General features: G+C 71.4%; 15 protein-coding genes. 9 read left to right on the top strand and 6 right to left on the bottom strand.

Translation table 11 applies throughout. The features are described from left to right. Positions 1–14 precede the first annotated feature (14 nt). The 4 genes from OHT61_RS12730 to OHT61_RS12715 all read left to right on the top strand — a co-directional run bounded on the left by OHT61_RS12730 (position 15) and on the right by OHT61_RS12715 (position 4,605). Positions 15–1,844 carry an LpqB family beta-propeller domain-containing protein gene (locus OHT61_RS12730; protein ID WP_329043224.1) on the top strand — a complete coding sequence of 610 codons (1,830 nt, stop codon included), beginning with the start codon at positions 15–17 and terminating at the stop codon, positions 1,842–1,844. Between the two features lie 83 nt (positions 1,845–1,927). After that, positions 1,928–2,647, top strand: a complete 720-nt coding sequence (locus OHT61_RS12725; RefSeq protein ID WP_329037907.1) for a ComF family protein — start codon at positions 1,928–1,930, stop codon at positions 2,645–2,647. Between the two features lie 329 nt (positions 2,648–2,976). Next, a complete protein-coding gene (gene hpf, locus OHT61_RS12720) occupies positions 2,977–3,666 on the top strand; it encodes a ribosome hibernation-promoting factor, HPF/YfiA family (protein ID WP_329037905.1) in 690 nt (229 codons plus the stop codon). Positions 3,667–3,861: 195 nt separating this feature from the next. Then, positions 3,862–4,605 (top strand): response regulator transcription factor, encoded by a 744-nt coding sequence (locus OHT61_RS12715; protein WP_329037903.1) that lies wholly within the window; start codon positions 3,862–3,864, stop codon positions 4,603–4,605. 27 nt (positions 4,606–4,632) lie between these two features. On the opposite strand, the gene OHT61_RS12710 is transcribed toward OHT61_RS12715, so the two are convergent. Then, the gene (locus OHT61_RS12710) at positions 4,633–5,808 is read right to left on the bottom strand and encodes a winged helix-turn-helix domain-containing protein (protein WP_329037901.1); all 1,176 of its coding nucleotides are present in this window, start codon (positions 5,806–5,808) and stop codon (positions 4,633–4,635) included. Between the two features lie 10 nt (positions 5,809–5,818). Continuing rightward, positions 5,819–6,406: a GNAT family N-acetyltransferase gene (locus OHT61_RS12705; protein WP_329037899.1), complete on the bottom strand. Its 588-nt coding sequence runs from the start codon at positions 6,404–6,406 to the stop codon at positions 5,819–5,821. 239 nt (positions 6,407–6,645) lie between these two features. On the opposite strand from OHT61_RS12705, the gene secA reads away from it, so the two are divergent. Further along, positions 6,646–9,471: a preprotein translocase subunit SecA gene (secA, locus tag OHT61_RS12700; RefSeq protein ID WP_329037896.1), complete on the top strand. Its 2,826-nt coding sequence runs from the start codon at positions 6,646–6,648 to the stop codon at positions 9,469–9,471. Between the two features lie 622 nt (positions 9,472–10,093). Here the strand turns inward: secA and OHT61_RS12695 are convergent. After that, positions 10,094–10,522: an Rv3235 family protein gene (locus OHT61_RS12695; RefSeq protein WP_329037894.1), complete on the bottom strand. Its 429-nt coding sequence runs from the start codon at positions 10,520–10,522 to the stop codon at positions 10,094–10,096. Positions 10,523–10,803: 281 nt separating this feature from the next. On the opposite strand from OHT61_RS12695, the gene OHT61_RS12690 reads away from it, so the two are divergent. From OHT61_RS12690 to OHT61_RS12680, 3 genes are all read left to right on the top strand, one after another. Then, entirely contained in the window at positions 10,804–11,310 is a 507-nt protein-coding gene (locus OHT61_RS12690; protein ID WP_329037892.1) for a DUF6912 family protein, read from the top strand. A gap of 129 nt (positions 11,311–11,439) precedes the next feature. After that, a complete protein-coding gene (locus OHT61_RS12685; protein WP_329037890.1) occupies positions 11,440–12,111 on the top strand; it encodes an HAD family hydrolase in 672 nt (223 codons plus the stop codon). Between the two features lie 373 nt (positions 12,112–12,484). Then, entirely contained in the window at positions 12,485–17,518 is a 5,034-nt protein-coding gene (locus OHT61_RS12680) for an NAD-glutamate dehydrogenase (protein WP_329037888.1), read from the top strand. Positions 17,519–17,595: 77 nt separating this feature from the next. Here the strand turns inward: OHT61_RS12680 and OHT61_RS12675 are convergent, their stop codons facing one another. Further along, complete coding sequence (locus OHT61_RS12675; RefSeq protein ID WP_329037886.1) at positions 17,596–18,396, bottom strand: ABC transporter ATP-binding protein; 801 nt, start codon at positions 18,394–18,396, stop codon at positions 17,596–17,598. Beyond that, positions 18,389–19,330, bottom strand: coding sequence for an ABC transporter permease (locus OHT61_RS12670; RefSeq protein WP_329037884.1), 942 nt, complete (start codon positions 19,328–19,330; stop codon positions 18,389–18,391). Before OHT61_RS12670 ends, OHT61_RS12675 begins: the two co-directional genes overlap by 8 nt. A gap of 139 nt (positions 19,331–19,469) precedes the next feature. Between OHT61_RS12670 and OHT61_RS12665 the strand changes: the two genes are divergently transcribed. Next, complete coding sequence (locus OHT61_RS12665; RefSeq protein WP_329037881.1) at positions 19,470–20,075, top strand: TetR/AcrR family transcriptional regulator; 606 nt, start codon at positions 19,470–19,472, stop codon at positions 20,073–20,075. Here the strand turns inward: OHT61_RS12665 and OHT61_RS12660 are convergent. Continuing rightward, positions 20,065–23,484, bottom strand: a complete 3,420-nt coding sequence (locus OHT61_RS12660; RefSeq protein ID WP_329037879.1) for a bifunctional glycosyltransferase/CDP-glycerol:glycerophosphate glycerophosphotransferase — start codon at positions 23,482–23,484, stop codon at positions 20,065–20,067. The genes OHT61_RS12665 and OHT61_RS12660 overlap by 11 nt on opposite strands. Between the last annotated feature and the right edge of the window lie 7 nt (positions 23,485–23,491).

The raw sequence follows: 23,491 nt of genomic DNA, 5'->3' as shown, positions 1-23,491 counted from the left end.
CTCCCGGGCGGGCGGTGCGGCTGTCCGTGCTGCTCGGCTGCGGTGTGGTGGTGCTCGCGGGGTGCGGGGCGATGCCGGACACCGGTGACGTGAAACCGGTCGACGCCTCGCAGCCGGGCGATTCCCAGGTGCAGGTGTACGCCGTTCCGCCGAGGGAGGGCGCGGCGCCCCTGGAGGTCGTCGACGGGTTCCTCGAGTCGATGACGAGCGACGATCCGGACTTCCGGACGACCCGTACGTACCTGACGGCGCAGGCGGCCCGCACCTGGCAGCCGAGCGAGGGCACCACGGTGCTCGCGAAGGCTCCCAACCGCAACGGGCCCACGATCCACGACAAGGAGCGCAGGGGCACCGAGACCACCTACACGCTGACCGGCGAGCAGGTGGCGGCGGTCGACGCGCAGAGCTCCTACCGGCCGCTGGCCCCGACCGAGTACTCCCAGATGCTGCACCTGGTCCGGGAGAAGGGGGCGGACGGCAGGCACGAGTGGCGCATCGACATCGTGCCGGACGGCCTGGTGCTCGGACAGTCCGACTTCAAGCGTCTCTACCGCTCCGTGAACAAGTACTACTTCGCCGCGGGCCGGACGGGGGAGGAGCTGCCCGCGCTGGTCGCCGACCCCGTCTACGTCCGCAACCGTACGGATCCCGTCACCCGCATGGACACGACGACGCAGACGGTGCGGGCGCTGCTGGCAGGGCCCTCGAACTGGCTGCGGCCGGTGGTCGATTCGCGCTTCCCCGCCGGCACCTCGTTGAGGAAGGGGGTCACGTCGCTGGCTCCGGACGACCAGAACGTCCTGAAGGTGCCGCTGAACAAGAAGGCGGAGAAGGCGGGCCAGGGCGCCTGCCGGATGATGGCCGCCCAGGTGCTCTTCACCCTGCGCGACCTGACGTCGGCCCGCGTGGGACAGGTGGAGCTGCAGGGCGGGCGGGGGCCGCTGTGCTCGCTGGGGGCCGACGAGGCGGAGGAGTTCGCCGCGGACAGGGCCCCCGACACCCCCGACAGCCAGTACTTCGTCGACGCCAAGGGGCACGTGCAGCGCATCCCCGGCAGCAGCAAGGGGAGCGGTGATCCGGAGCCGGTGACCGGCCCGTTCGGCAGTGGTGCGGTGGCCATGGGCGCCGTCGGTGTGGCCAGGGACGAACAGCAGGCGGCCGCGGTGTCGGCGAACGGGCAGCACCTCTACGTGTCCTCCCTGGTCTCGGACAGCGAGCCGTCCGCGCCCGTGGTGAGCAGCGGCGCGGCGAGGCCCGCGGACCGGCTGTCGGCACCGAGCTGGGACGGCAACGGGGACGTGTGGGTCGCCGACCGTGATCCTGCCGGTCCCAGGCTGCTGCGCCTCGTGGACGGGGCCGGAAAGCCGCAGGAGGTCGAGATCCCGGGGCTGGACGGGGGCCGGATCGAGGCGCTGCGGATGTCGTCCGACGGGGTGCGCATCGCCCTTCGGGTGTCGCAGGACGGGCACACGACGCTGCGCATCGGCAGGGTCGAGCGCCATGGCTCCGGGAAGTCCGAGACGGTGTCCGTGGAGGACCTGCGGCAGGCCGCGCCCCAGCTGGCGGATGTGACGGCGGTGTCCTGGTCGGGCCGCAGCCGGCTCGTCGTGGTCGGCAAGGAGGAGGGCGGTGTGCAGCAGGTGCGTTACGTGCAGGCCGACGGGTCCACCTCGTCGTCCGGTGTGCTGCCGGGTGTGAACCAGGTGACCGCGGTGGCGGCGGCGGATGACGAGCAGTTGCCGCTGATGGCCGACACCGAGGGTGACGGCATAGTGAAACTGTCACCGGGTGACAACTGGCAGACGGTCCTCAAGGACGGTTCCTCGCTCGTCTACCCGGGCTGAGCCGGCCCGGCCGTCCACAGGCGATTGACCGGCGGTTGTCCACAGGGGTGGCCCGCTGCCGGTCCGCCGCGCACAGTGGAGGGGTGAGGGGATGGTGGCGCGAGATCGCGGGGCTGGTCCTGCCCCTGCCCTGTGCGGGCTGCGGCAGGCCGCGTTCCGGTCTGTGTGAAGCGTGCGCGCGGGCGCTGGGCGCTGTGCCGCGCCGTGTGAGACCCGCGCCCGAGCCGTCCGGTCTCCCCGTGGTCCACGCCGCGGCGCCGTACGAGAACGCCGTACGCGCCGTGCTGCTGGCCCACAAGGAGCGGGGGGCGCTGGGCCTCACGGGCGCGCTCGGCGGGGCGCTGGCGGCCGCTGTGCGCGCCGGGGCGGGGCAAGCGGCCGGGGCGCGGCCCGTGCTCCTCGTCCCTGTCCCGTCCGCCCGGCGTGCCACGGCCGCGCGGGGGCACGATCCGGTGCGCAGGATCGCGGTCGCGGCCGCGACCGAACTGCGGAGCGGGGGCGTGCGGGCCGGGGTGCTCGCGGTGCTGCGGCAGCGGCGGACCGTTGCCGACCAAGCGGGACTGGGGGCGCGCGAGCGGCAGGCGAATCTGTCGGGCGCCCTGGCGGTCGCGGACGGGGGTGCGGAACTTCTCGTGCGGGGCCGGGTGGTGCTCGTCGACGACGTGTTGACGACGGGTGCCTCGCTGGCCGATGCCGCACGCGCCGTCCGGGCCGCGGCGCCTGCCGGGGGTGCCGGCGCGGACGGGCTCATGGCCGCGGTTGTCGCAGCTTCTCCGACTGCTTTCGAATTAAACCGGAACTGACAGTTAACTTGCATCGTTGCAGGTAGTACGTGGGTAAAGGGCCCTGATCGGAGGTACGCGTGAGTAGCGGGTGCCGACACGGTGGTGGGCAGGCTATGTTCGGTTGTGAGGAACGGTGAATCCCGCGCCTCGACGAATGCACCACCAGGTTTCGGGCAGGTAACTCACCAGCAGGCCAGAAGCATGGAAGTCGGTGGGGTGGACACCTCATCGGTGGGGGAGGAGGAGGTGGAAGTCACCGAGTCCGCGGCTCCGGTGATCACTGGAGCCTGGTGCAAAAGGGAGATGCTCCGCCGCCGAAGCGGAGTGATCCGGGAACGGAGTTCTGCGTGGACATCGTCGTCAAGGGCCGCAAGACCGAGGTGCCCGAGCGGTTCCGCAAGCACGTGGCCGAGAAACTGAAGCTGGACAAGATCCAGAAGTTCGACGGCAAGGTGATCAGCCTCGACGTCGAGGTGTCCAAGGAGCCGAATCCCCGTCAGGCCGACCGAGCCGCACGGGTGGAGATCACGCTTCGCTCACGTGGGCCGGTCATCCGGGCGGAAGCAGCGGCAGGCGACCCGTACGCAGCGCTGGACCTGGCCACCGACAAGCTGGACACACAGCTGCGCAAGGAGCACGACAAGCGCTACAGCAGGCGCGGCAGCGGGCGGTTGTCCGCGGCCGAGGTCGCTGATGTCGTGCCCGAAGCCGCCTCCTTCAACGGCGACGGCGAGTTGATTGCCGAGGAGTCGGCCGAGTCCGTGCCCACCAGGAGGGTCGGTTCGCTCGAGGTGCAGGGCGAAGGGCCGCTCGTCGTGCGCGAGAAGATGCACGTCGCGGCGCCCATGACGCTCGACCAGGCTCTCTACGAGATGGAGTTGGTCGGACACGACTTCTACCTCTTCGTCGATTCCGAGACCAAGGAGCCCAGTGTCGTCTACCGGCGGCACGCCTACGACTACGGCGTCATCCACCTGAGGACCGACCCGCTGGCCTCCGACGGGGCGGGCGGCGCGGGCGGTGCGCTCGGCGGCTGACGTCACCGTCCACAGCTCATGCACGGTGCCCCCGGAAGCGTTCGCGCGCGGCCGGGGGCACCGCGTGCGCACGCGGGGGCACTGCTTCGGGCCGCCGGGCATGAAAGCATGGCGCCCCAGGCCAATCAGTGCTGTGTGCACTGCCGTTGGCGGGCAGCCTGTGACCTCAGGCAGTGGCCTTCAGGGGGAGGAACGATGGCGGACACCTTCGGTCCCGTGCGCGGGACGACCGGCGCCGGCGGCGCGGACTCCGGTGCGGACGACGGCAGTTCCCGCAAGGAGCCGATCAGGGTGCTCGTGGTCGACGACCACGCGCTCTTCCGCAGGGGGCTGGAGATCGTCCTCGCCCAGGAGGAGGACATCCAGGTCGTCGGAGAGGCGGGGGACGGTGCCGAGGCCGTGGACAAGGCGGCGGACCTGCTGCCCGACATCGTGCTGATGGACGTACGGATGCCCAGGCGCGGGGGCATCGAAGCGTGCACCTCCATCAAGGAGGTCGCCCCCAGCGCCAAGATCATCATGCTGACGATCAGCGACGAGGAGGCCGACCTCTACGAGGCGATCAAGGCCGGCGCGACCGGCTATCTCCTCAAGGAGATCTCCACCGACGAGGTGGCCACGGCGATTCGCGCGGTGGCGGACGGCCAGTCCCAGATCAGTCCTTCGATGGCCTCCAAACTGCTCACCGAGTTCAAATCGATGATCCAGCGCACCGACGAGCGCCGACTCGTGCCGGCGCCACGTCTCACCGAGCGCGAGCTGGAGGTCCTCAAACTCGTCGCCACGGGCATGAACAACCGCGATATCGCCAAGGAACTGTTCATCTCGGAGAACACGGTCAAGAACCACGTCCGCAATATCCTGGAGAAGCTGCAGCTGCATTCCCGGATGGAAGCGGTGGTCTACGCCATGCGGGAGAAGATCCTCGAGATCCGGTGATGTTCCGGCAGGACGGCCCTCGGGCCCTCAGGCCAGTGCCTGGGCGACCGCCACCGTGAGGGGCGCGCGCAGTCCGGGTGCCTCCACCCGCTCGACCCGGACATCCGTGCAGCCGACCCAGGACGCCGCCTCGGCGAGGGCTTGGGCCATCGGCGCGACGGACTTCGCGCCGTCCAGCGACACCTGGCGCGCGACCAGCGTGGTTCCCTCCCTCGCGGGGTCGACCCGGCCCTGCAGCCTGCCACCCGCCAGCAGCGGCATCGCGAAGTAGCCGTGGATCCGCTTGGGCCGGGGTACGTACGCCTCCAGGCGGTGGGTGAACCCGAAGATCCGCTCCGTGCGCGCACGCTCCCAGATCAGGGAGTCGAACGGTGACAGGAGCGTCGTGCGGTGACGGCCGCGCGGCTCCGAGGCCAGGGCCTCCGGGTCGGCCCACGCCGGCTTCGCCCAGCCCCGCACCGACACCGGGACCAGCCCGGAGTCCGCCACGACCGCGTCGAACTGTTCGCCCTTGAGCCGGTGGTAGTCGGCGATGTCCGCCCGGGTGCCGACGCCCAGCGACCGTCCGGCCAGCGCCACGAGCCGGCGCAGGCACTCCGCGTCATCCATGTCGTCGTGGAGCAGCGCGTCGGGGATCGCCCGCTCGGCCAGGTCGTAGACCCGCTTCCATCCGCGCCGCTCGGTGCACACCACCTCGCCGTACATCAGGGCCCGCTCGACGGCGACCTTGGAGGCCGACCAGTCCCACCACTCGCCGCCGTTCTTCGCGCCGCCGAGCTCGGTGGCCGTCAGCGGGCCCTCGGTGCGCAACTGCTTGATCACCGTCTCGTACACACCGTCGGGCAGGTCGTGGCCCCACTGCGGACGGGCCCGGTAGGCGCGGCGGCGGAAGGCGAAGTGCGGCCACTCCTCGACCGGGAGGATGCAGGCGGCGTGCGACCAGTACTCGAACGAGTGACCGTTCGTCCAGTAGGCGTCGTCGACGGTGCGCCGTCCGACGGCCCCCAGGCGCGCGTAGGGGACGAGCTCGTGCGACCGGGCCAGGACCGAGATCGTGTCGAGCTGGACGGCCCCGAGGGCGCGCAGCACTCCCCGGACCCCGCCCCGGCGGTCCGGGGCGCCCAGGAGGCCCTGGGAGCGCAGGGCGATCCGGCGGGCCTGGTCGGCGGAGAGTTCCAGAACGGGCTGCGGCACAGACGTCATGCGTACGACCCTAGAGCGCGCCACTGACACCCGCGGCCGGCCGGTGCGGGACGGTGCCGGGGAGCCCGAGATCGGCCGGGAGCAGGGCTCCCGTCCAGGTGTCGCGCCGCACACCCTTGTTGACCAGGGCCGACCGCTGGTCGCCCTCCATCCGGAAGCCGGCGCGCAGGGCGACGGCCCGGGAGGGGGCGTTGCCGATCTCCGCCCGCCATTCCACCCGGTCCGCGGACAGCGCGGTGAACGCCCAGCGGGCCGCCCCGAGCACCGCTTCGGTGGTGTAGCCGGCTCCCCGGTGCGCGGCCGCGGTCCAGTAGCCCACCTCGAGGGTGCCCGGGTTGCGGCGCCCGAGGCCGAGGGCCCCGGTGAGCTCCCCGCCGTCCCGCCGCAGGACCGCGAAGTTGTACATCGTGTCGTCCTGCCAGCCGGCGGGCGACAGGTCCCGCGTGAAGAGTTCGGCGTCGGCGCGGGTGTACGGGGAGGGGACGACCGTCCAGCGCCGGATGTCCGGGTCCTGGCAGGCGGCGTACACCGCATCCGCGTCCCCGGGCTCGAAGGGCCGCAGCAGCAGTCGGTCCGTGGTGAAGGCGGTGGGTTCCATGAAGGAATACTGAGGATCCGGCCACCGGGATGCGAGTACTTTTCGGGCTGCCCGGCACCTTCCGTCCCCTCCGTCCGTTGTCCTGGAAGGGTGCGGCGGGGCCAACGCGGCAGCAGCCCTCCCGGCGCGGCGGGGTCCTCGCTTACGATGGCCGTTGCGGTGGGGCCCACCTGCCGTGCCCGCGCCGAGTCCATTACACGACCCAGTGCCAGGCCCGACCGGCAAGGAGACCAGCCTCAGTGTCCGTCTTCAACAAGCTCATGCGTGCAGGCGAAGGCAAGATCCTGCGCAAACTGCACCGCATCGCGGACCAGGTCAGCTCCATCGAAGAGGACTTCGTCAACCTCTCCGACGCCGAGCTGCGGGCGCTCACCGACGAGTACAAGGAACGGTACGCGGACGGCGAGAGCCTGGACGACCTGCTTCCCGAAGCATTCGCGACCGTCCGTGAGGCCGCGAAGCGAGTCCTCGGACAGCGCCACTACGACGTCCAGATGATGGGCGGCGCCGCGCTGCACCTCGGCTATGTCGCCGAGATGAAGACCGGTGAGGGCAAGACCCTCGTCGGCACCCTGCCGGCGTATCTCAACGCGCTCTCCGGCAAGGGCGTGCACCTGATCACGGTGAACGACTACCTCGCCGAGCGTGACTCCGAGATGATGGGCCGGGTGCACAAGTTCCTCGGTCTCGAGGTCGGCTGCATCATCGCGAACATGACACCGGCGCAGCGCCGTGAGCAGTACGCCTGCGACATCACCTACGGCACGAACAACGAGTTCGGCTTCGACTACCTCCGCGACAACATGGCGTGGTCCCAGGACGAGCTCGTCCAGCGCGGCCACAACTTCGCCATCGTCGACGAGGTCGACTCGATCCTCGTCGACGAAGCCCGTACGCCGCTGATCATCTCCGGCCCCGCCGACCAGGCGACCAAGTGGTACGGCGACTTCGCCAAGCTGGTGACGCGCCTCACCCGGGGTGAGGCGGGCAACCCGCTGAAGGGCATCGAGGAGACCGGCGACTACGAGGTCGACGAGAAGAAGCGCACCGTGGCCATCCACGAGCCCGGTGTCGCGAAGGTCGAGGACTGGCTGGGGATCGACAACCTCTACGAGTCGGTGAACACCCCGCTCGTCGGTTACCTCAACAACGCGATCAAGGCCAAGGAACTCTTCAAGAAGGACAAGGACTACGTCGTCATCGACGGCGAAGTCATGATCGTCGACGAGCACACCGGCCGCATCCTCGCCGGCCGTCGCTACAACGAGGGCATGCACCAGGCCATCGAGGCGAAGGAAGGGGTGGACATCAAGGACGAGAACCAGACGCTCGCCACGATCACCCTGCAGAACTTCTTCCGCCTGTACGGCAAGCTCTCCGGCATGACCGGTACGGCCATGACCGAGGCCGCGGAGTTCCACCAGATCTACAAGCTCGGTGTCGTGCCCATCCCGACGAACCGGCCGATGGTCCGCGCCGACCAGTCCGACCTGATCTACCGCACCGAGGTCGCGAAGTTCGCCGCGGTCGTCGATGACATCGCGGAGAAGCACGAGAAGGGCCAGCCGATCCTGGTCGGCACGACCTCCGTCGAGAAGTCCGAGTACCTCTCGCAGCAGCTCTCCAAGCGCGGTGTCCAGCACGAGGTCCTCAACGCCAAGCAGCACGACCGTGAGGCGACGATCGTCGCCCAGGCCGGCCGCAAGGGCGCGGTCACGGTCGCCACGAACATGGCCGGCCGAGGCACGGACATCAAGCTCGGCGGGAACCCGGACGACCTCGCCGAGGCGGAGCTGCGCCAGCGCGGTCTGGACCCCGTGGAGCACGTCGAGGAGTGGGCGGCAGCCCTGCCCGCCGCGCTGGAGAAGGCCGAGCAGGCCGTCAAGGCGGAGTTCGAAGAGGTCAAGGAGCTCGGCGGGCTGTACGTCCTGGGCACGGAGCGGCACGAGTCGCGCCGTATCGACAACCAGCTGCGCGGTCGTTCCGGCCGTCAGGGCGACCCGGGCGAGTCCCGCTTCTACCTGTCGCTGGGTGACGACCTGATGCGCCTGTTCAAGGCGCAGATGGTCGAGCGCGTCATGTCGATGGCGAACGTGCCCGACGACGTCCCCATCGAGAACAAGATGGTCACCCGGGCGATCGCCTCCGCGCAGTCGCAGGTCGAGCAGCAGAACTTCGAGACGCGCAAGAACGTCCTGAAGTACGACGAGGTGCTCAACCGTCAGCGCGAGGTCATCTACGGGGAGCGCCGCCGCGTCCTGGAGGGCGAGGACCTGCAGGACCAGATCCGCCACTTCATGGACGACACGATCGACGACTACATCCGCCAGGAGACGGCGGAGGGCTTCGCCGAGGAGTGGGACCTCGACCGACTGTGGGGCGCCTTCAAGCAGCTCTACCCGGTGAAGGTCACCGTCGCCGAGCTCGAGGACGCCGCAGGCGACCTGGCGGGGGTCACGGCCGACTTCATCGCCGAGTCGGTGAAGGACGACATCCACGAGCAGTACGCGGAGCGCGAGAAGACCCTCGGCTCGGACATCATGCGTGAGCTGGAGCGGCGCGTGGTGCTGTCCGTGCTCGACCGCAAGTGGCGCGAGCACCTCTACGAGATGGACTACCTCCAGGAGGGCATCGGCCTCCGGGCCATGGCGCAGAAGGACCCGCTGGTCGAGTACCAGCGCGAGGGCTTCGACATGTTCAACGCCATGATGGAGGGCATCAAGGAGGAGTCCGTCGGCTACCTGTTCAACCTGGAGGTCCAGGTCGAGCAGCAGGTCGAGGAGGTTCCGGTGCAGGCGGGCGAGCCGACCTCGCTCGACAAGCAGGACGCCGCGGTTCCGGCCCCGGCCGGCCGGCCGGAGATCCGGGCCAAGGGTCTGGACGCGCCCCAGCGCCCCGACCGGCTGCACTTCTCCGCTCCCACGGTGGACGGCGAGGGCGGTGTCGTGGAGGGTGACTTCTCCAACGGCGACGGCGCGGCGTCCGAGGGCGACGGGATGACGCGTGCGGAGCGCCGCAAGGCGCAGAAGAGCGCTGGTGGCGGCGGCCGTCGCCGCAAGAAGTAGCGCCGAGGCGCCTTTCGAAACGGCCTGGGCCGGACACCACGCGGTGTCCGGCCCAGGCCGTTTCTCTCACTCCGGTCCGGTCCGGTCCGGTCCGGAGAGATCCTCCGGTCCGGCGCCGCAGGGTGCGCTGCCGTGACCCCGCTGCCGCGACCCCGGTGCTGGGACCCTGGTGCCGTGATCCAGGTGGCGCGCTCCCGGACGGGCGAGGGCGCCACGGGCTGCCGCGGGCTCCCCGCCCGTCCGGGCCGGGAGCCCGCCGTCACGCGGCACCGGGCCGCTTGGTGCCTCAGCAGCCCCCAGGCGGCTCCTGGGGCACCGTGAGCCGCTCAGGCCGGCCACAGAGAGCCACGACCCACGACGGAGCCGGAGAGGGGCCACCACGGTCCTCTGGGCGGCTTCACAGCGCCCGGAGGGGACACCACGGTCCTTTCCGGGGTGTCCTCACTGCGCTCCGAGGGCTGAGGGTGGCTGCACCTGCGCCCCGGAGGTGCAGCCACGGTTCCTCAGGGGCCGCACTGCCTCACCGCGCCCCGAGGGCCACCACGGTCCTCAGGGTCGCCGACCGCGCCCCGCGGTACGCCCACGCGGCAGTCACCTGTCCGTCCGATGCGTGCCCCGGCGCTCAGCGGACCGCCGGGAGGCGCTCGCCGCCCAAGTCGACGGCGGCGCAGCGCCAGCGCTGGTCCGGACCCTGTTCCAGGCGGAACGCCATCGCGCGGACCTGCTCGCCCGTGGCGATGCTGGCGAAGGCCTCGACCACCCCGGTGGCGGGCTGGCTGCCGTGGCAGGCGCGTACGACGGGGCGCCTGCACCCCGCGCCGAGCGGGGCGTCCGGGGCCAGCTCGGCGAGCTGGTCGTAGGCCTCGCCGATCGTGTGGCCGAGCATCCAGTGCACCGGTCGCTGGCCGCTGAGGACCGCGAGAAGGCGTTCCGCGAACCACTGGTGCGGGCGCAGCGGCCGCCGTGGCCGCAGCGGTGTCCGTTGTGCCGGTACGGTGCCCGGCCTGGTGCGGTCGCGTCGGCCGGCCGGCCTCGTCCTGTCCGTGCTCATGCTCATAGCCCCCGTGGCTGCTGTCCGTGGCCCGGGCGAGTACCGGGCGGTAACTTCTGCTGGGGCTCTTCTACGGGGCCGGTCCGCGGGCCCGCAAGCGGCCTTTGGGGCCGATCGAGCAGCCTGCGGGATCACCTATCAGGGTGATGTGCCGTGCGCCGCAAGGGATCGAGGAGAGTGACGGCCGTCGCGGGGTGGACGCCGGAGGGCAGACGGGCAACCCCGAAGGGGGACCTCGCACGTATCCTGAGGGCGTCGTCGACTTACGAAAGCGGTCAGCCATGCGCGTGTACGTCCCCCTGACCCTCTCCGGTCTCGCCTCGGTGCACGCGACCGGCGAGATCGGTCCGGGGCCGCTGACCGCGTACGCGGTGACGCCCGGTCTGCGTGAGTGGTACGTCTCCGACGACATCGAGGAGTTGGAGTACGCCGCGCTCAACCGCGCGGCCTCCGCCTCGCTTCGGCTGATCGCCGGGAGGCCGGACGAGTCCCGGCGGCGTGTCGTCGTGGCCCTGGACGTGCCGGACGGCGCGGTGACCGCCGAGCCCGGCCACGTCCTGGACGCGTCCTCGGTCGGTGAGGTGCGTCTCGCGGACGCGGTGCCGCTGGCGAAGGCCGCCGCGGTCCACGTGGACGCCGACGACGCCGAGAAGGACGTCACCGCCGCGGCGGCCGCCCTCGGAGCCGCGGATCTCGGGGACGACGACGCCCGGTTCACGGTGGACGGTGCCGAGGACCACGAACTCCTGTGGTTCGGCATCCAGGAGATCCCCGGCCTGATCGCCTGACCCGGCAGCCGCTCGCCCGCTCGCCGGGGCGCCGCCCGCCCCGCCCGCCGGTCGGTCACGTACCGGCGGTCCGCCCCCGGAGCACTCTCGCCGGGGTCGCTGTCGCAGGTGGCGGGTATTTTTTTCCTCATGGAGACAACGGGGAAGCACCGCACCCATCTGGTCTGGGACTGGAACGGGACACTGCTCGACGACATCGACGCCGTCCTCGGGGCGACGAACGCCGCGTTCGCGGAGGTCGACCTTGCGCCGCTCACCCTCGAGCAGTACCGCGAGACGTACTGCGTCCCGATACCCAGGTTCTACGAGCGGCTCATGGGGCGGCTGCCCACCCCCGCGGAGTGGGAGCGGATGGACGCCCTCTTCCACCGCCACTACGCCGAGCAGCGGGTCGCCTGCGGTCTGACCGCCGGGGTCGAGGAGCTGCTGGCCAGGTGGAGCCGCGGCGGGCGGAGTCAGTCCCTGCTGAGCATGTACGGTCATGAGCACCTGGTGCCCGTGGTGCGGGGGTACGGCATCGAACGCCACTTCGTGCGGGTCGACGGGCGTACGGGTCCCTCCGGCGGCAGCAAGGCGCAGCACATGGAGCGGCACTTCGAGGTGCTCGGGGACGTCTCTCCCAGCCGTGCCGTGGTCATCGGCGACGCGGTGGACGACGCCGTGGCCGCCGCCCATGTGGGCGCGCGCGCCGTCCTCTACACCGGCGGTTCGCACAGCCGCGGCAGCCTGGAGGCGGCGGGCGTGCCCGTGGTGGACACCCTGGCCGAAGCGGTCGCGCTGGCCGAACTGATGGCGGACTGATCGCATCTGCCCGCGTGTGTGCGGATACGGGCTGGAACGGCCGCGCGCGATGTCCAGAGTGTCAAAGTTCAGGGGCATCTTTTGTACATATGCGGCTCATGACGGTTGTGGGTGCGAGAGGGATAGCCTGGTGCCGTGATCAGCGCGATACGTCTCGGGGGCAGCGAAGCCCCCGGCATGGGCCCGGAGTGCCACAGCACCCGGGCGATCCGTGATCTCCGCGCCCCCGACCCCCGGCCGGAAACGGCCGATATGGTCCCGGGTATCTCCCTCGGCGGCATAGCGTCGACCCAGACCGGAAACCCCGCGTCGTGGCGTGACCCCGCCTTCTTCACCTACGTCACGCAACGGCGCGCGACAGGAGCCAGAGGACATGCAGACCAAGCTGGACGAAGCCAAGGCCGAGCTGCTCGCACGGGCGGCCCGGGTAGCTGACAACAGTCCGGGCGGTGGTGTCGGTGGCCCGGGTGGCGGCCTCCGGGTGCACCTTGCCGACGCGGCGACCGGCACCGGAGCGGACGGGGGCACCGAGGCCGGCCGTGGTGACCGGCCGGGCCGGGACACGCTGCTCGCCTATCTCCAGCGCTACTACCTGCACACCGCTCCCGAGGACATGAGCGGCCGCGACCCGGTCGACGTCTTCGGCGCAGCTTCCTCGCACTACCGCCTGGCCGAGAACCGACCCCAGGGCACCGCGAACGTCCGGGTGCACACCCCGACGGTCGACGAGAACGGCTGGACGAGCAGTCACTCGGTCGTCGAGGTCGTCACGGACGACATGCCCTTCCTGGTCGACTCGGTGACCAACGAGCTGTCCCGGCAGGGCCGCGGCATCCACCTCGTGATCCACCCGCAGGTGACCGTCCGCCGTGACGTCGCGGGCAAGCTGATCGAAGTGCTCGCCGACGACCGGCCCCGGGGCAACGGCGGGAAGCGGGCGAAGGGCCGGCAGGCCGGTCCTGAGCTGCCGCACGACGCGGTCGTGGAGTCCTGGATCCACGTCGAGATCGACCGCGAGACCGACCGCGCCGACCTGAAGCAGATCACCGCCGACCTGCTGCGTGTCCTGTCCGACGTACGGGAGACCGTCGAGGACTGGGACAAGATGCGCGACGCCGCGCTGCGGATGGCCGACGACCTGCCCTCCGAGCCGCTCGACGAGCTGGCCGACGAGGAGGTCGAGGAGGCCCGCGAGCTGCTGCGCTGGCTCGCCGCGGACCACTTCACCTTCCTCGGCTACCGGGAGTACGAGCTCCGCGACTCCGACGCGCTGACGGCCGTGCCCGGCACCGGTCTCGGCATTCTGCGGTCCGACCCCAAGCACAGCGAGGACGAGGCCCACCCGGTGAGCCCGTCCTTCGACCGGCTGCCCGCCGATGCCCGGGCGAAGGCCCGGGAGCACAAGCTCCTCGTCCTGACGAAGGCCAACAGCAGGGCGACGGTGCACCGCCCCAGCTACCTGGACTACGTCGGCGTGAAGAAGTTCGACGCCGACGGCAACGTCATCGGGGAGCGGCGATTCCTCGGGCTGTTCTCCTCGGCGGCGTACACCGAGTCGGTGCGCCGGGTTCCCGTGGTGCGCCGCAAGGTCGCCGAGGTGCTGGAGGGCGCGGGCTTCACGCCCGACAGCCACGACGGCCGTGACCTGGTGCAGATCCTGGAGACGTACCCTCGCGACGAGCTCTTCCAGACGCCAGTCGACCAGCTGCGCTCCATCGTCACCTCCGTGCTCTACCTCCAGGAGCGCCGCCGGCTGCGGCTGTACCTGCGCCAGGACGAGTACGGCCGCTACTACTCCGCCCTCGTCTACCTCCCGCGCGACCGCTACACCACGGGCGTACGGCTCCGGCTGATCGACATCCTCAAGGAGGAACTCGGCGGCACCAGCGTCGACTTCACCGCCTGGAACACCGAGTCGATCCTCTCGCGGCTCCACTTCGTCGTCCGCGTCCCGCCCGGCACCGAGCTGCCGCACCTCACGGACGCCGACGCGGACCGCATCGAGGCGCGCCTCGTCGAGGCCGCCCGCTCCTGGGCGGACGGTTTCCAGGAGGCGCTGAACGCCGAGTGCGGCGAGGAGCGCGCCGCCGAACTCATGCGGCGCTACGGCCAGTCGTTCCCCGAGGGTTACAAGGCCGACCACTCGCCCCGCGCCGCGGTCGCCGACCTGGTGCACCTGGAGGAGCTCAAGAGCGAGCGCGAGGACTTCGCGCTCAGCCTGTACGAGCCCGTCGGCGCCGGCCCCGGCGAGCGGCGGTTCAAGATCTACCGGACCGGTGAGCAGGTCTCGCTCTCCGCCGTGCTGCCCGCCCTCCAGCGCCTCGGCGTCGAGGTGGTCGACGAGCGGCCGTACGAGCTGCGCTGCTCCGACCGCACGCACGCCTGGATCTACGACTTCGGGCTGCGGATGCCGAAGTCCACCGGCAAGGGCGACCACCTCGCCGACGACGCACGCGACCGCTTCCAGGAGGCGTTCGCCGCCATCTGGACCGGTGAGGCGGAGAACGACGGCTTCAACTCGCTGGTCCTGGGTGCCGGACTGGACTGGCGTCAGGCGATGGTGCTGCGCGCCTACGCGAAGTACCTGCGCCAGGCGGGCTCGACGTTCAGCCAGGACTACATGGAGGACACCCTCCGCAACAACGTCCACACGACCCGGCTGCTGGTCTCGCTCTTCGAGGCCCGGATGTCACCGGTCCGCCAGAAGGCGGGCACCGAGCTGACCGACGGGCTGCTGGAGGAGCTGGACGGGGCGCTCGACCAGGTCGCCTCGCTGGACGAGGACCGCATCCTGAGGTCCTTCCTCACCGTCATCAAGGCGACGCTGCGGACCAACTACTTCCAGCTGGCCGACGACCACGAGCCGCACGGCTACGTCTCCATGAAGTTCGACCCGCAGGCCATCCCGGACCTTCCGGCGCCGCGCCCGGCGTACGAGATCTGGGTCTACTCACCGCGCGTCGAGGGCGTCCACCTGCGCTTCGGCAAGGTCGCCCGCGGTGGTCTGCGCTGGTCGGACCGGCGTGAGGACTTCCGTACGGAGATCCTCGGCCTGGTCAAGGCGCAGATGGTCAAGAACACGGTGATCGTGCCGGTGGGTGCCAAGGGCGGGTTCGTCGCCAAGCAGCTCCCGGACCCGGCCGTCGACCGTGACGCCTGGCTCGCCGAGGGCATCGCCTGCTACAAGATCTTCATCTCGGCGCTGCTGGACATCACCGACAACATGGTGACCGGCGAGGTCGTCCCGCCGTCCGAGGTCGTCCGTCACGACGAGGACGACACCTACCTCGTCGTGGCCGCCGACAAGGGGACCGCGAGCTTCTCGGACATCGCCAACGACGTGGCCGTCTCCTACGGCTTCTGGCTCGGCGACGCGTTCGCCTCCGGCGGTTCGGCGGGATACGACCACAAGGGCATGGGCATCACGGCCCGCGGCGCGTGGGAGTCCGTCAAGCGGCACTTCCGCGAGCTGGGTCACGACACGCAGACCGAGGACTTCACCGTCGTCGGTGTCGGTGACATGTCGGGTGACGTGTTCGGCAACGGGATGCTCCTCTCGGAGCACATCAGGCTGGTCGCCGCCTTCGACCACCGGCACATCTTCATCGACCCGACCCCGGACGCGGCGACCTCGTACGCCGAGCGGCGCAGGCTGTTCGACCTGCCTCGCAGCTCCTGGGCGGACTACGACACGGGCCTGCTGTCCGCGGGCGGCGGCATCCACCCGCGCTCCGCGAAGTCGATCCCGGTCAACGCGCACATGCGTGCGGCGCTGGGCATCGACGAGAAGGTCGTCAAGATGACCCCCGCCGAGCTGATGCAGAACATCCTCAAGGCGTCGGTCGACCTCCTGTGGAACGGCGGCATCGGCACGTACATCAAGTCGTCGGCCGAGACGGACGCCGACGTCGGCGACAAGGCCAACGACTCGATCCGCGTCGACGGCGCCGAGCTGCGCGCCCGTGTCGTCGGTGAGGGCGGCAACCTGGGCGCGACCCAGCTCGGCCGCATCGAGTTCGCCCGGTCCGGTGGCCGCATCAACACCGACGCGATCGACAACAGCGCAGGCGTGGACACCTCGGACCACGAGGTGAACATCAAGATCCTGCTCAACGGTCTCGTCCGGGACGGCGACATGACCGTCAAGCAGCGCAACAAGCTGCTCGCGGAGATGACCGACGAGGTCGGCGCGCTGGTGCTGCGCAACAACTACGCACAGAACACGGCGCTGGCCAACGCCTGCGCCCAGGCACCGTCGCTCATGCACGCGCACCAGCGCTTCATGCGCAAGCTGGGGCGCGACGGGCACCTCGACCGGGCGCTGGAGTTCCTGCCGAACGACCGCCAGATCCGCGAACTGCTCAACCACGGCAAGGGGCTCAGCCAGCCCGAGCTCGCCGTGCTGATCGCGTACACGAAGATCACGGCGGCCGACGAGCTGGTCGCCACCAGCCTGCCGGACGACCCTCACCTGCAGAAGCTGGTGCACGCCTACTTCCCGAAGCAGCTCAGCGAGCGCTTCCCGGAGGCGGTCGACGGGCACGCGCTGCGTCGCGAGATCATCACGACGGTGCTGGTCAACGACACGGTCAACACCGGTGGCTCGACCTTCCTGCACCGGCTGCGGGAGGAGACCGGGGCGTCACTGGAGGAGATCGTGCGGGCCCAGTTCGCGGCCCGGGAGATCTTCGGTCTCTCCGGGGTGTGGGACGCGGTGGAGGCGCTCGACAACACCGTCGCCGCCGACGTACTGACCCGGATCCGGCTCCACTCGCGCCGGCTCGTCGAGCGCGGTTCGCGCTGGCTCCTCGGCAACCGGCCGCAGCCGGTCGAGATCGCGGAGACCATCGAGTTCTTCCGCGAGGGTGTGGAGCAGGTCTGGAACGAGCTGCCCAAGCTGCTCAGGGGCGCGGACGTCGAGTGGTACCAGTCGATCCTCGACGAGCTCACCTCGGTGGGCGTGCCGGACGAGCTGGCGGTGCGGGTGGCCGGCTTCTCGTCGGCCTTCCCGGCGCTGGACATCGTGGCGATCGCGGACCGCACGGGCAAGGACCCGCTGGCCGTCGCCGAGGTGTACTACGACCTGGCCGACCGGCTGGGCATCACGCAGCTGATGGACCGGATCATCGAACTGCCGCGGGCCGACCGCTGGCAGTCGATGGCCCGGGCCTCCATCCGTGAGGACCTTTACGCCGCGCACGCCGCGCTGACCTCGGACGTGCTGTCCGTCGGCAACGGCGCGTCGTCGCCCGAGCAGCGGTTCAAGGCGTGGGAGGAGAAGAACGCGGCGATCCTGGCGCGTTCGCGCGCCACGCTGGAGGAGATCCGGAGCTCGGAGGCCTTCGACCTGGCGAACCTGTCGGTGGCCATGCGGACGATGCGGACCCTGCTCCGTACGCACGCCTGACCCCGGGCGGCCCTCGGGGCCGCGACACACGCGTCCCCCGGGACGGGCCTTCACGGCCCGTCCCGGGGGACGCGTCATTACTTCTTCGGCCTCTTCGGCTTCGCCGGGCCGGTGAACTCCTCGTAGGCGGCGACCACGTCCTCGGCCGGGCCGTCCATCCGGAGGGTGCCCGCCTCCAGCCAGATCGCGCGGTCGCAGGTGTCGGTGATCGACCTGTTGCTGTGGCTGACCAGGAACACCGTGCCGGCCTCCTCGCGGAGCTCCATGATGCGGTCCCTGCTGCGCCGCTGGAACTTCGCGTCGCCGGTGGACAGGGCCTCGTCGATCAGCAGGACGTCGTGGCTCTTGGCGGCGGCGATGGAGAAGCGCAGCCGGGCGCCCATGCCGGAGGAGTAGGTGCGCATCGGCAGGGTGATGAAGTCGCCCTTCTCGTTGATGCCGGAGAAGTCGACGATGGACTGGTAGCGCTCGCGGATCTGTTCGCGCGTCATCCCCATGGCCAGTCCGCCGAGCACGACGTTGCGCTCCCCGGTCAGGTCGCTCATCAGGGCGGCGTTCACACCGAGCAGCGAGGGCTGGCCCTGGGTGTGGACCCGGCCCTTCGACGGCGGCAGGAGACCCGCGATGGCCTTGAGCAATGTCGACTTCCCGGAACCGTTGGAACCGATCAGCCCGATCGCCTCGCCCTTGTACGCGGCGAAGCTGACGCCCTTCACGGCGTGCACCTCGCGTGCTCCCCGGGGCTGCTTGCGCGACACGATCCGGTTCAGCGCGGAGGTGGCGCTGCCGCGGCCTGTGCGGGCGCCGTTCACGGTGTAGGTGATGTGGACGTCGTCGACGACGACGGTGGGCACACGGGTGTCGGCGGTGTCAGCCACGTCCGTACCTCTCCTCGGCCTTCCAGAAGTAGACGAAGCCGCCGACGCCGGCGACGAGCGCCCAGCCCGCGGCGACGGCCCACACGTGCGGGGGCAGCTGCGCGCCGGTGAAGCTGTCGATCAGGGCGTAGCGCATCAGGTCGATGTAGACGGCGGCCGGGTTGCATTCGAGCGCGAGCAGGACGAGCCGGGGCACGCGGTCCCCGGAAAGCAGCGTGTCGAGGCTCCACATGACGCCGGAGGCGTACATCCAGGTGCGCAGGATGAAGGGGGTGAGCTGCGCGATGTCTGGTGTCCTGGCGGCGAGCCGCGCCATGACCATGGAGACGCCGGTGTTGAACACCGCCTGGAGGGCGAGTGCGGGGACCGCCAGCAGCCAGGAGGGCTGCGGGTACTGGCCGAACACGAGCAGGATCAGGAACAGCGCGCCCAGAGAGAAGAGCAGTTGCTGCAGTTGCTGGATGGCCAGCGCGATCGGCAGCGACGCCCGGGGGAAGTGCAGCGCCCGCACGAGGCCGGTGTTGCCGCTGATGGCCCGGGTGCCGGCCGTGATCGAGCTGGAGGTGAAGGTCCAGATGAAGACGCCGGTGACGAGGAAGGGCACGAAGTCGGGGACTCCGTGCTTGGTGTTCATCAGGACGCCGAAGATGAAGTAGTAGACCGTCGCGTTGAGCAGCGGCGTCATGATCTGCCAGATCTGGCCGAGCTTCGCCTGGCTGTACTGGGCGGTCAGCTTGGCGGTGGCGAAGGCGGTGATGAAGTGCCTGCGCCCCCAGAGCTGCCGGATGTACTCCCCGAGGGTCGGCCGGGCCCCGCTGACGGTGAGCCCGTGCCGGGCGGCGAGCGCGGCCAGCTCGCCGGGCTCGTACACGGGGAGGAGGGTGGGAGATGCGGTGTCCACCGGGGCCGGCGGTGCTGCTGTCTGGCTCACCACGTTCGCTTTCGACGGGGGGCTTGGGGAGGGGCGGACGATCCGGGCGGTGGGGACGGGACCGTATCGTCGTGACGCTGACAGTAGGACGTTTGTGCGTCGCAACGCAACCGTTTCGTCGTTACGGTCTATCATTCGGCAGATGAACACCGAACGGCGAACCGGGCGCCGCACCCCGGCGGGCGCCGCGGTGCTGCGGGAGGACGTGACCGACGCGATCCGTGTCGCCGTCTTCGAGGAGCTGGCCGCCGTGGGATTCGCCCGGATGTCGATCGAGGGCATCGCCCGCCGCGCGGGGGTGGGCAAGACCGCCGTCTACCGGCGCTGGAAGTCCAAGCTGCACCTCGTCCTGGACCTGGTGGCGGCCGTCGCGGCACAGGGCATGCCGGCGCCCGCCACCGGGTCGCTGTACGGGGACGTCCGGGCCGTGCTCGAACTGGCCTCGTACGCGCTGAGGCACCCCCTCGCCTCGCAGGTGATCCCGGATCTGCTGGTCGAGGCGGCCCGCAGCCCGGAGATCTCCGACGCCATCAAGGCCGCCCTGCTCGACCCGCAGCAGGGCGTGGCCGCCGTGGTCGTGCGCGAGGCGGTCGCACGCGGCGAGCTTCCCGAGGGCAGCGATCCGGACCGGGCGCTCGACCTCATCGTCGGGCCGCTCTACTGGCGTCTGGCCGTCGTCCGCGGCAGCCTCCCGAAGGGCTACCTGGACGATCTGGCCGCCTCGGCGGTCCGCGCGCTCAAGGGCTGAGCGGCCGCGAGTCCTCCGGCGCCCCGTCGAGGAGCCGGTCCACGACGCGGCGGGCGGCACCGCCGTCGGCCGGACCGCAGAAGTCCCGCCGGAAGCTCTCGTAGGCGTCCGCGTGCAGGGCCGCCGACGCCGGGGTGGCCCGCAGCGCCTGGGCCACCTCCTGGGTGCTGACGAGGAGGGGCCCGGGCGCGCGCGTCTCGAAGTCGAGGCAGAAGCCGCGCACGGTGTCCCGGTAGTGCTCCAGGTCGTAGGTGTGGAAGAGCATCGGGCGGCCGGTGTGCGCGAAGTCGAAGGCCAGCCCCGCGTAGTCGGTGACCAGCACGTCGGCGATCAGCAGCAGCTCGGCGACGTCCGGATGCCCGGACACGTCCCGCAGCGCGGGGTGTGCCGGCACGCTCCCCGTGACCCGGGGATGCCTGCGGACCAGCACCGTGGTGCGCCCGTCGAGCGACCGCGCCAGTTCCGCGTGATCGAGTGCGGGGTCCCAGCGGTACAGCGGCGGCGAGCCGGCGGGGAGGCTGCGCGGGGCGTGCGCGAGGTGGTCCCGGTACGTCGGGGCGTGGAGCACCACGCGGTGCCCCTCCGGGATGCCCAGCGCCCCGCGCACCCGCTCGGCCGTTCCGTCCCGGTCCGGTGCGCACAGCAGGTCACCGGCCGGGGAGCCCGCCTCCAGGACCTCGCCCCCGTAGGCCAGTGCCCGGCGCAGGTGGGGGGTCGCGAAGCTGCTCGGGGAGACCAGGACCGACCACTGGGCCGCGCCGGCGGCCAGCGTGTCCAGGTGCTGGTGGTCGGCGTACAGGGTGCCCGCGAGGTCCAGGCCGAACCGGCCGAGCGGGGCGCCGTGCCAGGTCTGCACGACCGTCTGGCCCGGGCGGCGCTCGAACCACGCGGGCAGGGGGCCCGCCGCGACGACGTGGCGCGCGCGGGCCAGCGCCTCGTGCCACGCGGCGCCGTGCGCCACGACCGGGACTGCGGTGGCCGGTACACGGGCGGCGTCGCCCGCCGATCCGTCGGTGACCCAGAGGTGTTCCGCGTCCGCGCCCCGGCGCACGATCTCGGCGTGGACGGCGCGCGGCGCGCCGTTTCCCGCGTAGAGCACCGCGTCCCTCAGGGGCAGTCCGCGCTGCGCCGGGTAGTGCGCCGAGCGCAGCCGGGCGCGGCGGTGGGCGCTGCGCTCCGCGTCCCCGAGCGGCGGCGCGCAGCGCACGGTCAGCCGGTCGCCGTGCCGCCGGCCGAGCCGGAAGCGGTCACCGCCGGCGGCGACCGGCAGCCGGGCGGCGAGCAGGCCGGTCACGCGGACGGGCCGGCCGTCGAGGGACAGCTCCCAGTCCCCTTCGCGGGGCGGCTCGGCGAGTACGGCGCGGAAGCGTCCGTCCCGCTCCTCGGCGGGGACGGTCACCGTCTCGCCGAGGGTGGTGTGACGCAGCACCAGGGCTCCGGTCCCGAGCCCTTCGATCCGCAGTCCGCCGTCCGGCGCGGCCGAGGCGCCGGTCACGAGGGGTTCGCCGGTCACCTCCGCCACCAGGTGGCCCGCCGCGTCGGCGAAGAGGGGCGGCGCCATGTCCGGCGCGGCGGCGAGGGGCACCTGGCCGCCCCCGTCGGTCAGGAGCACGGCCCGCCACCGCGCACCGGGCGGCGGGGTCTCCCCGGGGGAGGCGACGGGGGGCGGTCCGGCCTCGGCCGCGAGTGCCGCGAGCGGCACGCGGACGCGGAAGTGCGCCTCCTCCGGGCCGCCGGGGCCGCCGTCCGTGATCCGTACCGGGCAGGCGTGCCCCGCCGAACCGTCACGGCTGAGCACGAGGGTGTCCGGGCGCGCGCCGCCGTACAGCCGGCCGGTCAGTTCCGCGGTCTCCGCTCCGCCGTCATGGGCGAGGGCCAGTGCCGGCAGCCGCTCGACGGCCAGTTCCAGTCGGCCGTCCCGGTAGCCGAGCACGGCGCGCAGCCCGTCGCCCAGGTCGTGGACCAGCGGCTGCGCGGCCGCCGCCTCCGTGGCGCGCAGGGCGGCCCGGCGCACGGTGCCGTGCCCGGCGAGGACCACGCCCACCTGCCAGGTGCCGGTCCCCAGCCGCCCCGGATCCAGGACCATCTCGAAGCCCGCGTGGTCGTAGCGGTGCAGCGACTGGCCGGAGTCCGCCGTGGCCAGGTCGGTCCGCACCGTGCGGACGGGCACGGCCCGCAGCCGTCTGCCGCCCGCCTCCTTCACCAGCCCCGCCTTCAGCGACCGCAGGGCCGTGTCCGCCGGGAGGTTGCGGACGTAGGCGTAGCCGCGCAGCCGCAGCCGGCCGTCGGCGCCCCAGGAGGACTCCGTCAGCCGGGCCACCACGGGCAGATCGCCGCTGCCGAGCCGCGCCGACACGTTGCCGGCACCCGCCACCCCGGGATGGGCGGCGCGCCGCCTCCCCGGCGGTCCCGTGACGGTGAACGTGCCGCTGCCGTCGGCGCGTTCGAAGGCCAGGACGGCCAGCAGCTCGCCGAGCCGGCGCTCCCGGACCAGCCGCCACCTGATCCGGGCCTCGGCGGGCAGACCGGTCAGGGCCGCGTCGCCCGCGCGGTCGAGGAAGGCGCCCGCGTCCTCCATGAAGGCCGCGCGGTATTCGGGGCCGCCCATCGGCAGCCCTTCCAGGAAGTACACGAAGTCGTCGCGCAGGCACGAGGCGTCGTAGCGCAGCCGCTGCCCGGGACCGCGGTCCGCGAGGAACGCGCTGACCCGCTCGCAGGCCGCGATGCGGTCCCGGACGCCCCGGACGTCGGTGCGCCGCCGGGTGATCGAGCCCTCCCGCACCCGCCAGAGGTAGACGTGTTCGTGCAGGACGTCCACCGCGTCGGCGAGGTAGTGCGCGGGGATCATCACCGGCGTGTCCTCGTAGAGCCGGCCGACCGGGAAGGAGAAGGCGTGCCGGTCCCAGAACGTGCGCCGGAACACCTTGTTCCACGCGACCCGGTCGGCCAGCAGCCGCGGGTCGCGGGTGATGTGGGTGCGCGGGCGGTCGCCGGTCAGCCAGCGGTACTGCCAGGCCTGCTGCCTGCCCTGCTCGTCCAGCCGCCACACGTTGCCGGTGACCAGGTCCGATCCCGTCGACTCCAGGGACGCCAGCATCCGTTCGTACGCGTCGTGGACGAGTACGTCGTCGCTGTCGGCGAACGCCAGGTACGGCACCCCCGGGTCGGTGTGGGAGACCCCCGTGTTGCGGGCGGCGCTCAGCCCGGCGTTGGGCTGGTGGACGCAGCGGAAGCGAGCGTCCCGTGACGCGAAGTCCTCCGCGATGCGGCGGCTCCCGTCCGTCGAGCCGTCGTCGACCAGCACCACCTCGATGTCCTTCAGGGACTGGCCGGCCAGCGAGGCGAGGCACTCCCGCAGGTAGTCCTCGACGTTGTGCACGGGGACGACGACGCTGAGGAGTGGCTTCATGTACGGC

Origin of the sequence: Streptomyces sp. NBC_00178 (genome assembly GCF_036206005.1) — a bacterium.
Taxonomy (GTDB): domain Bacteria; phylum Actinomycetota; class Actinomycetes; order Streptomycetales; family Streptomycetaceae; genus Streptomyces.
This window is presented reverse-complemented; position numbering and strand designations above follow the sequence as displayed.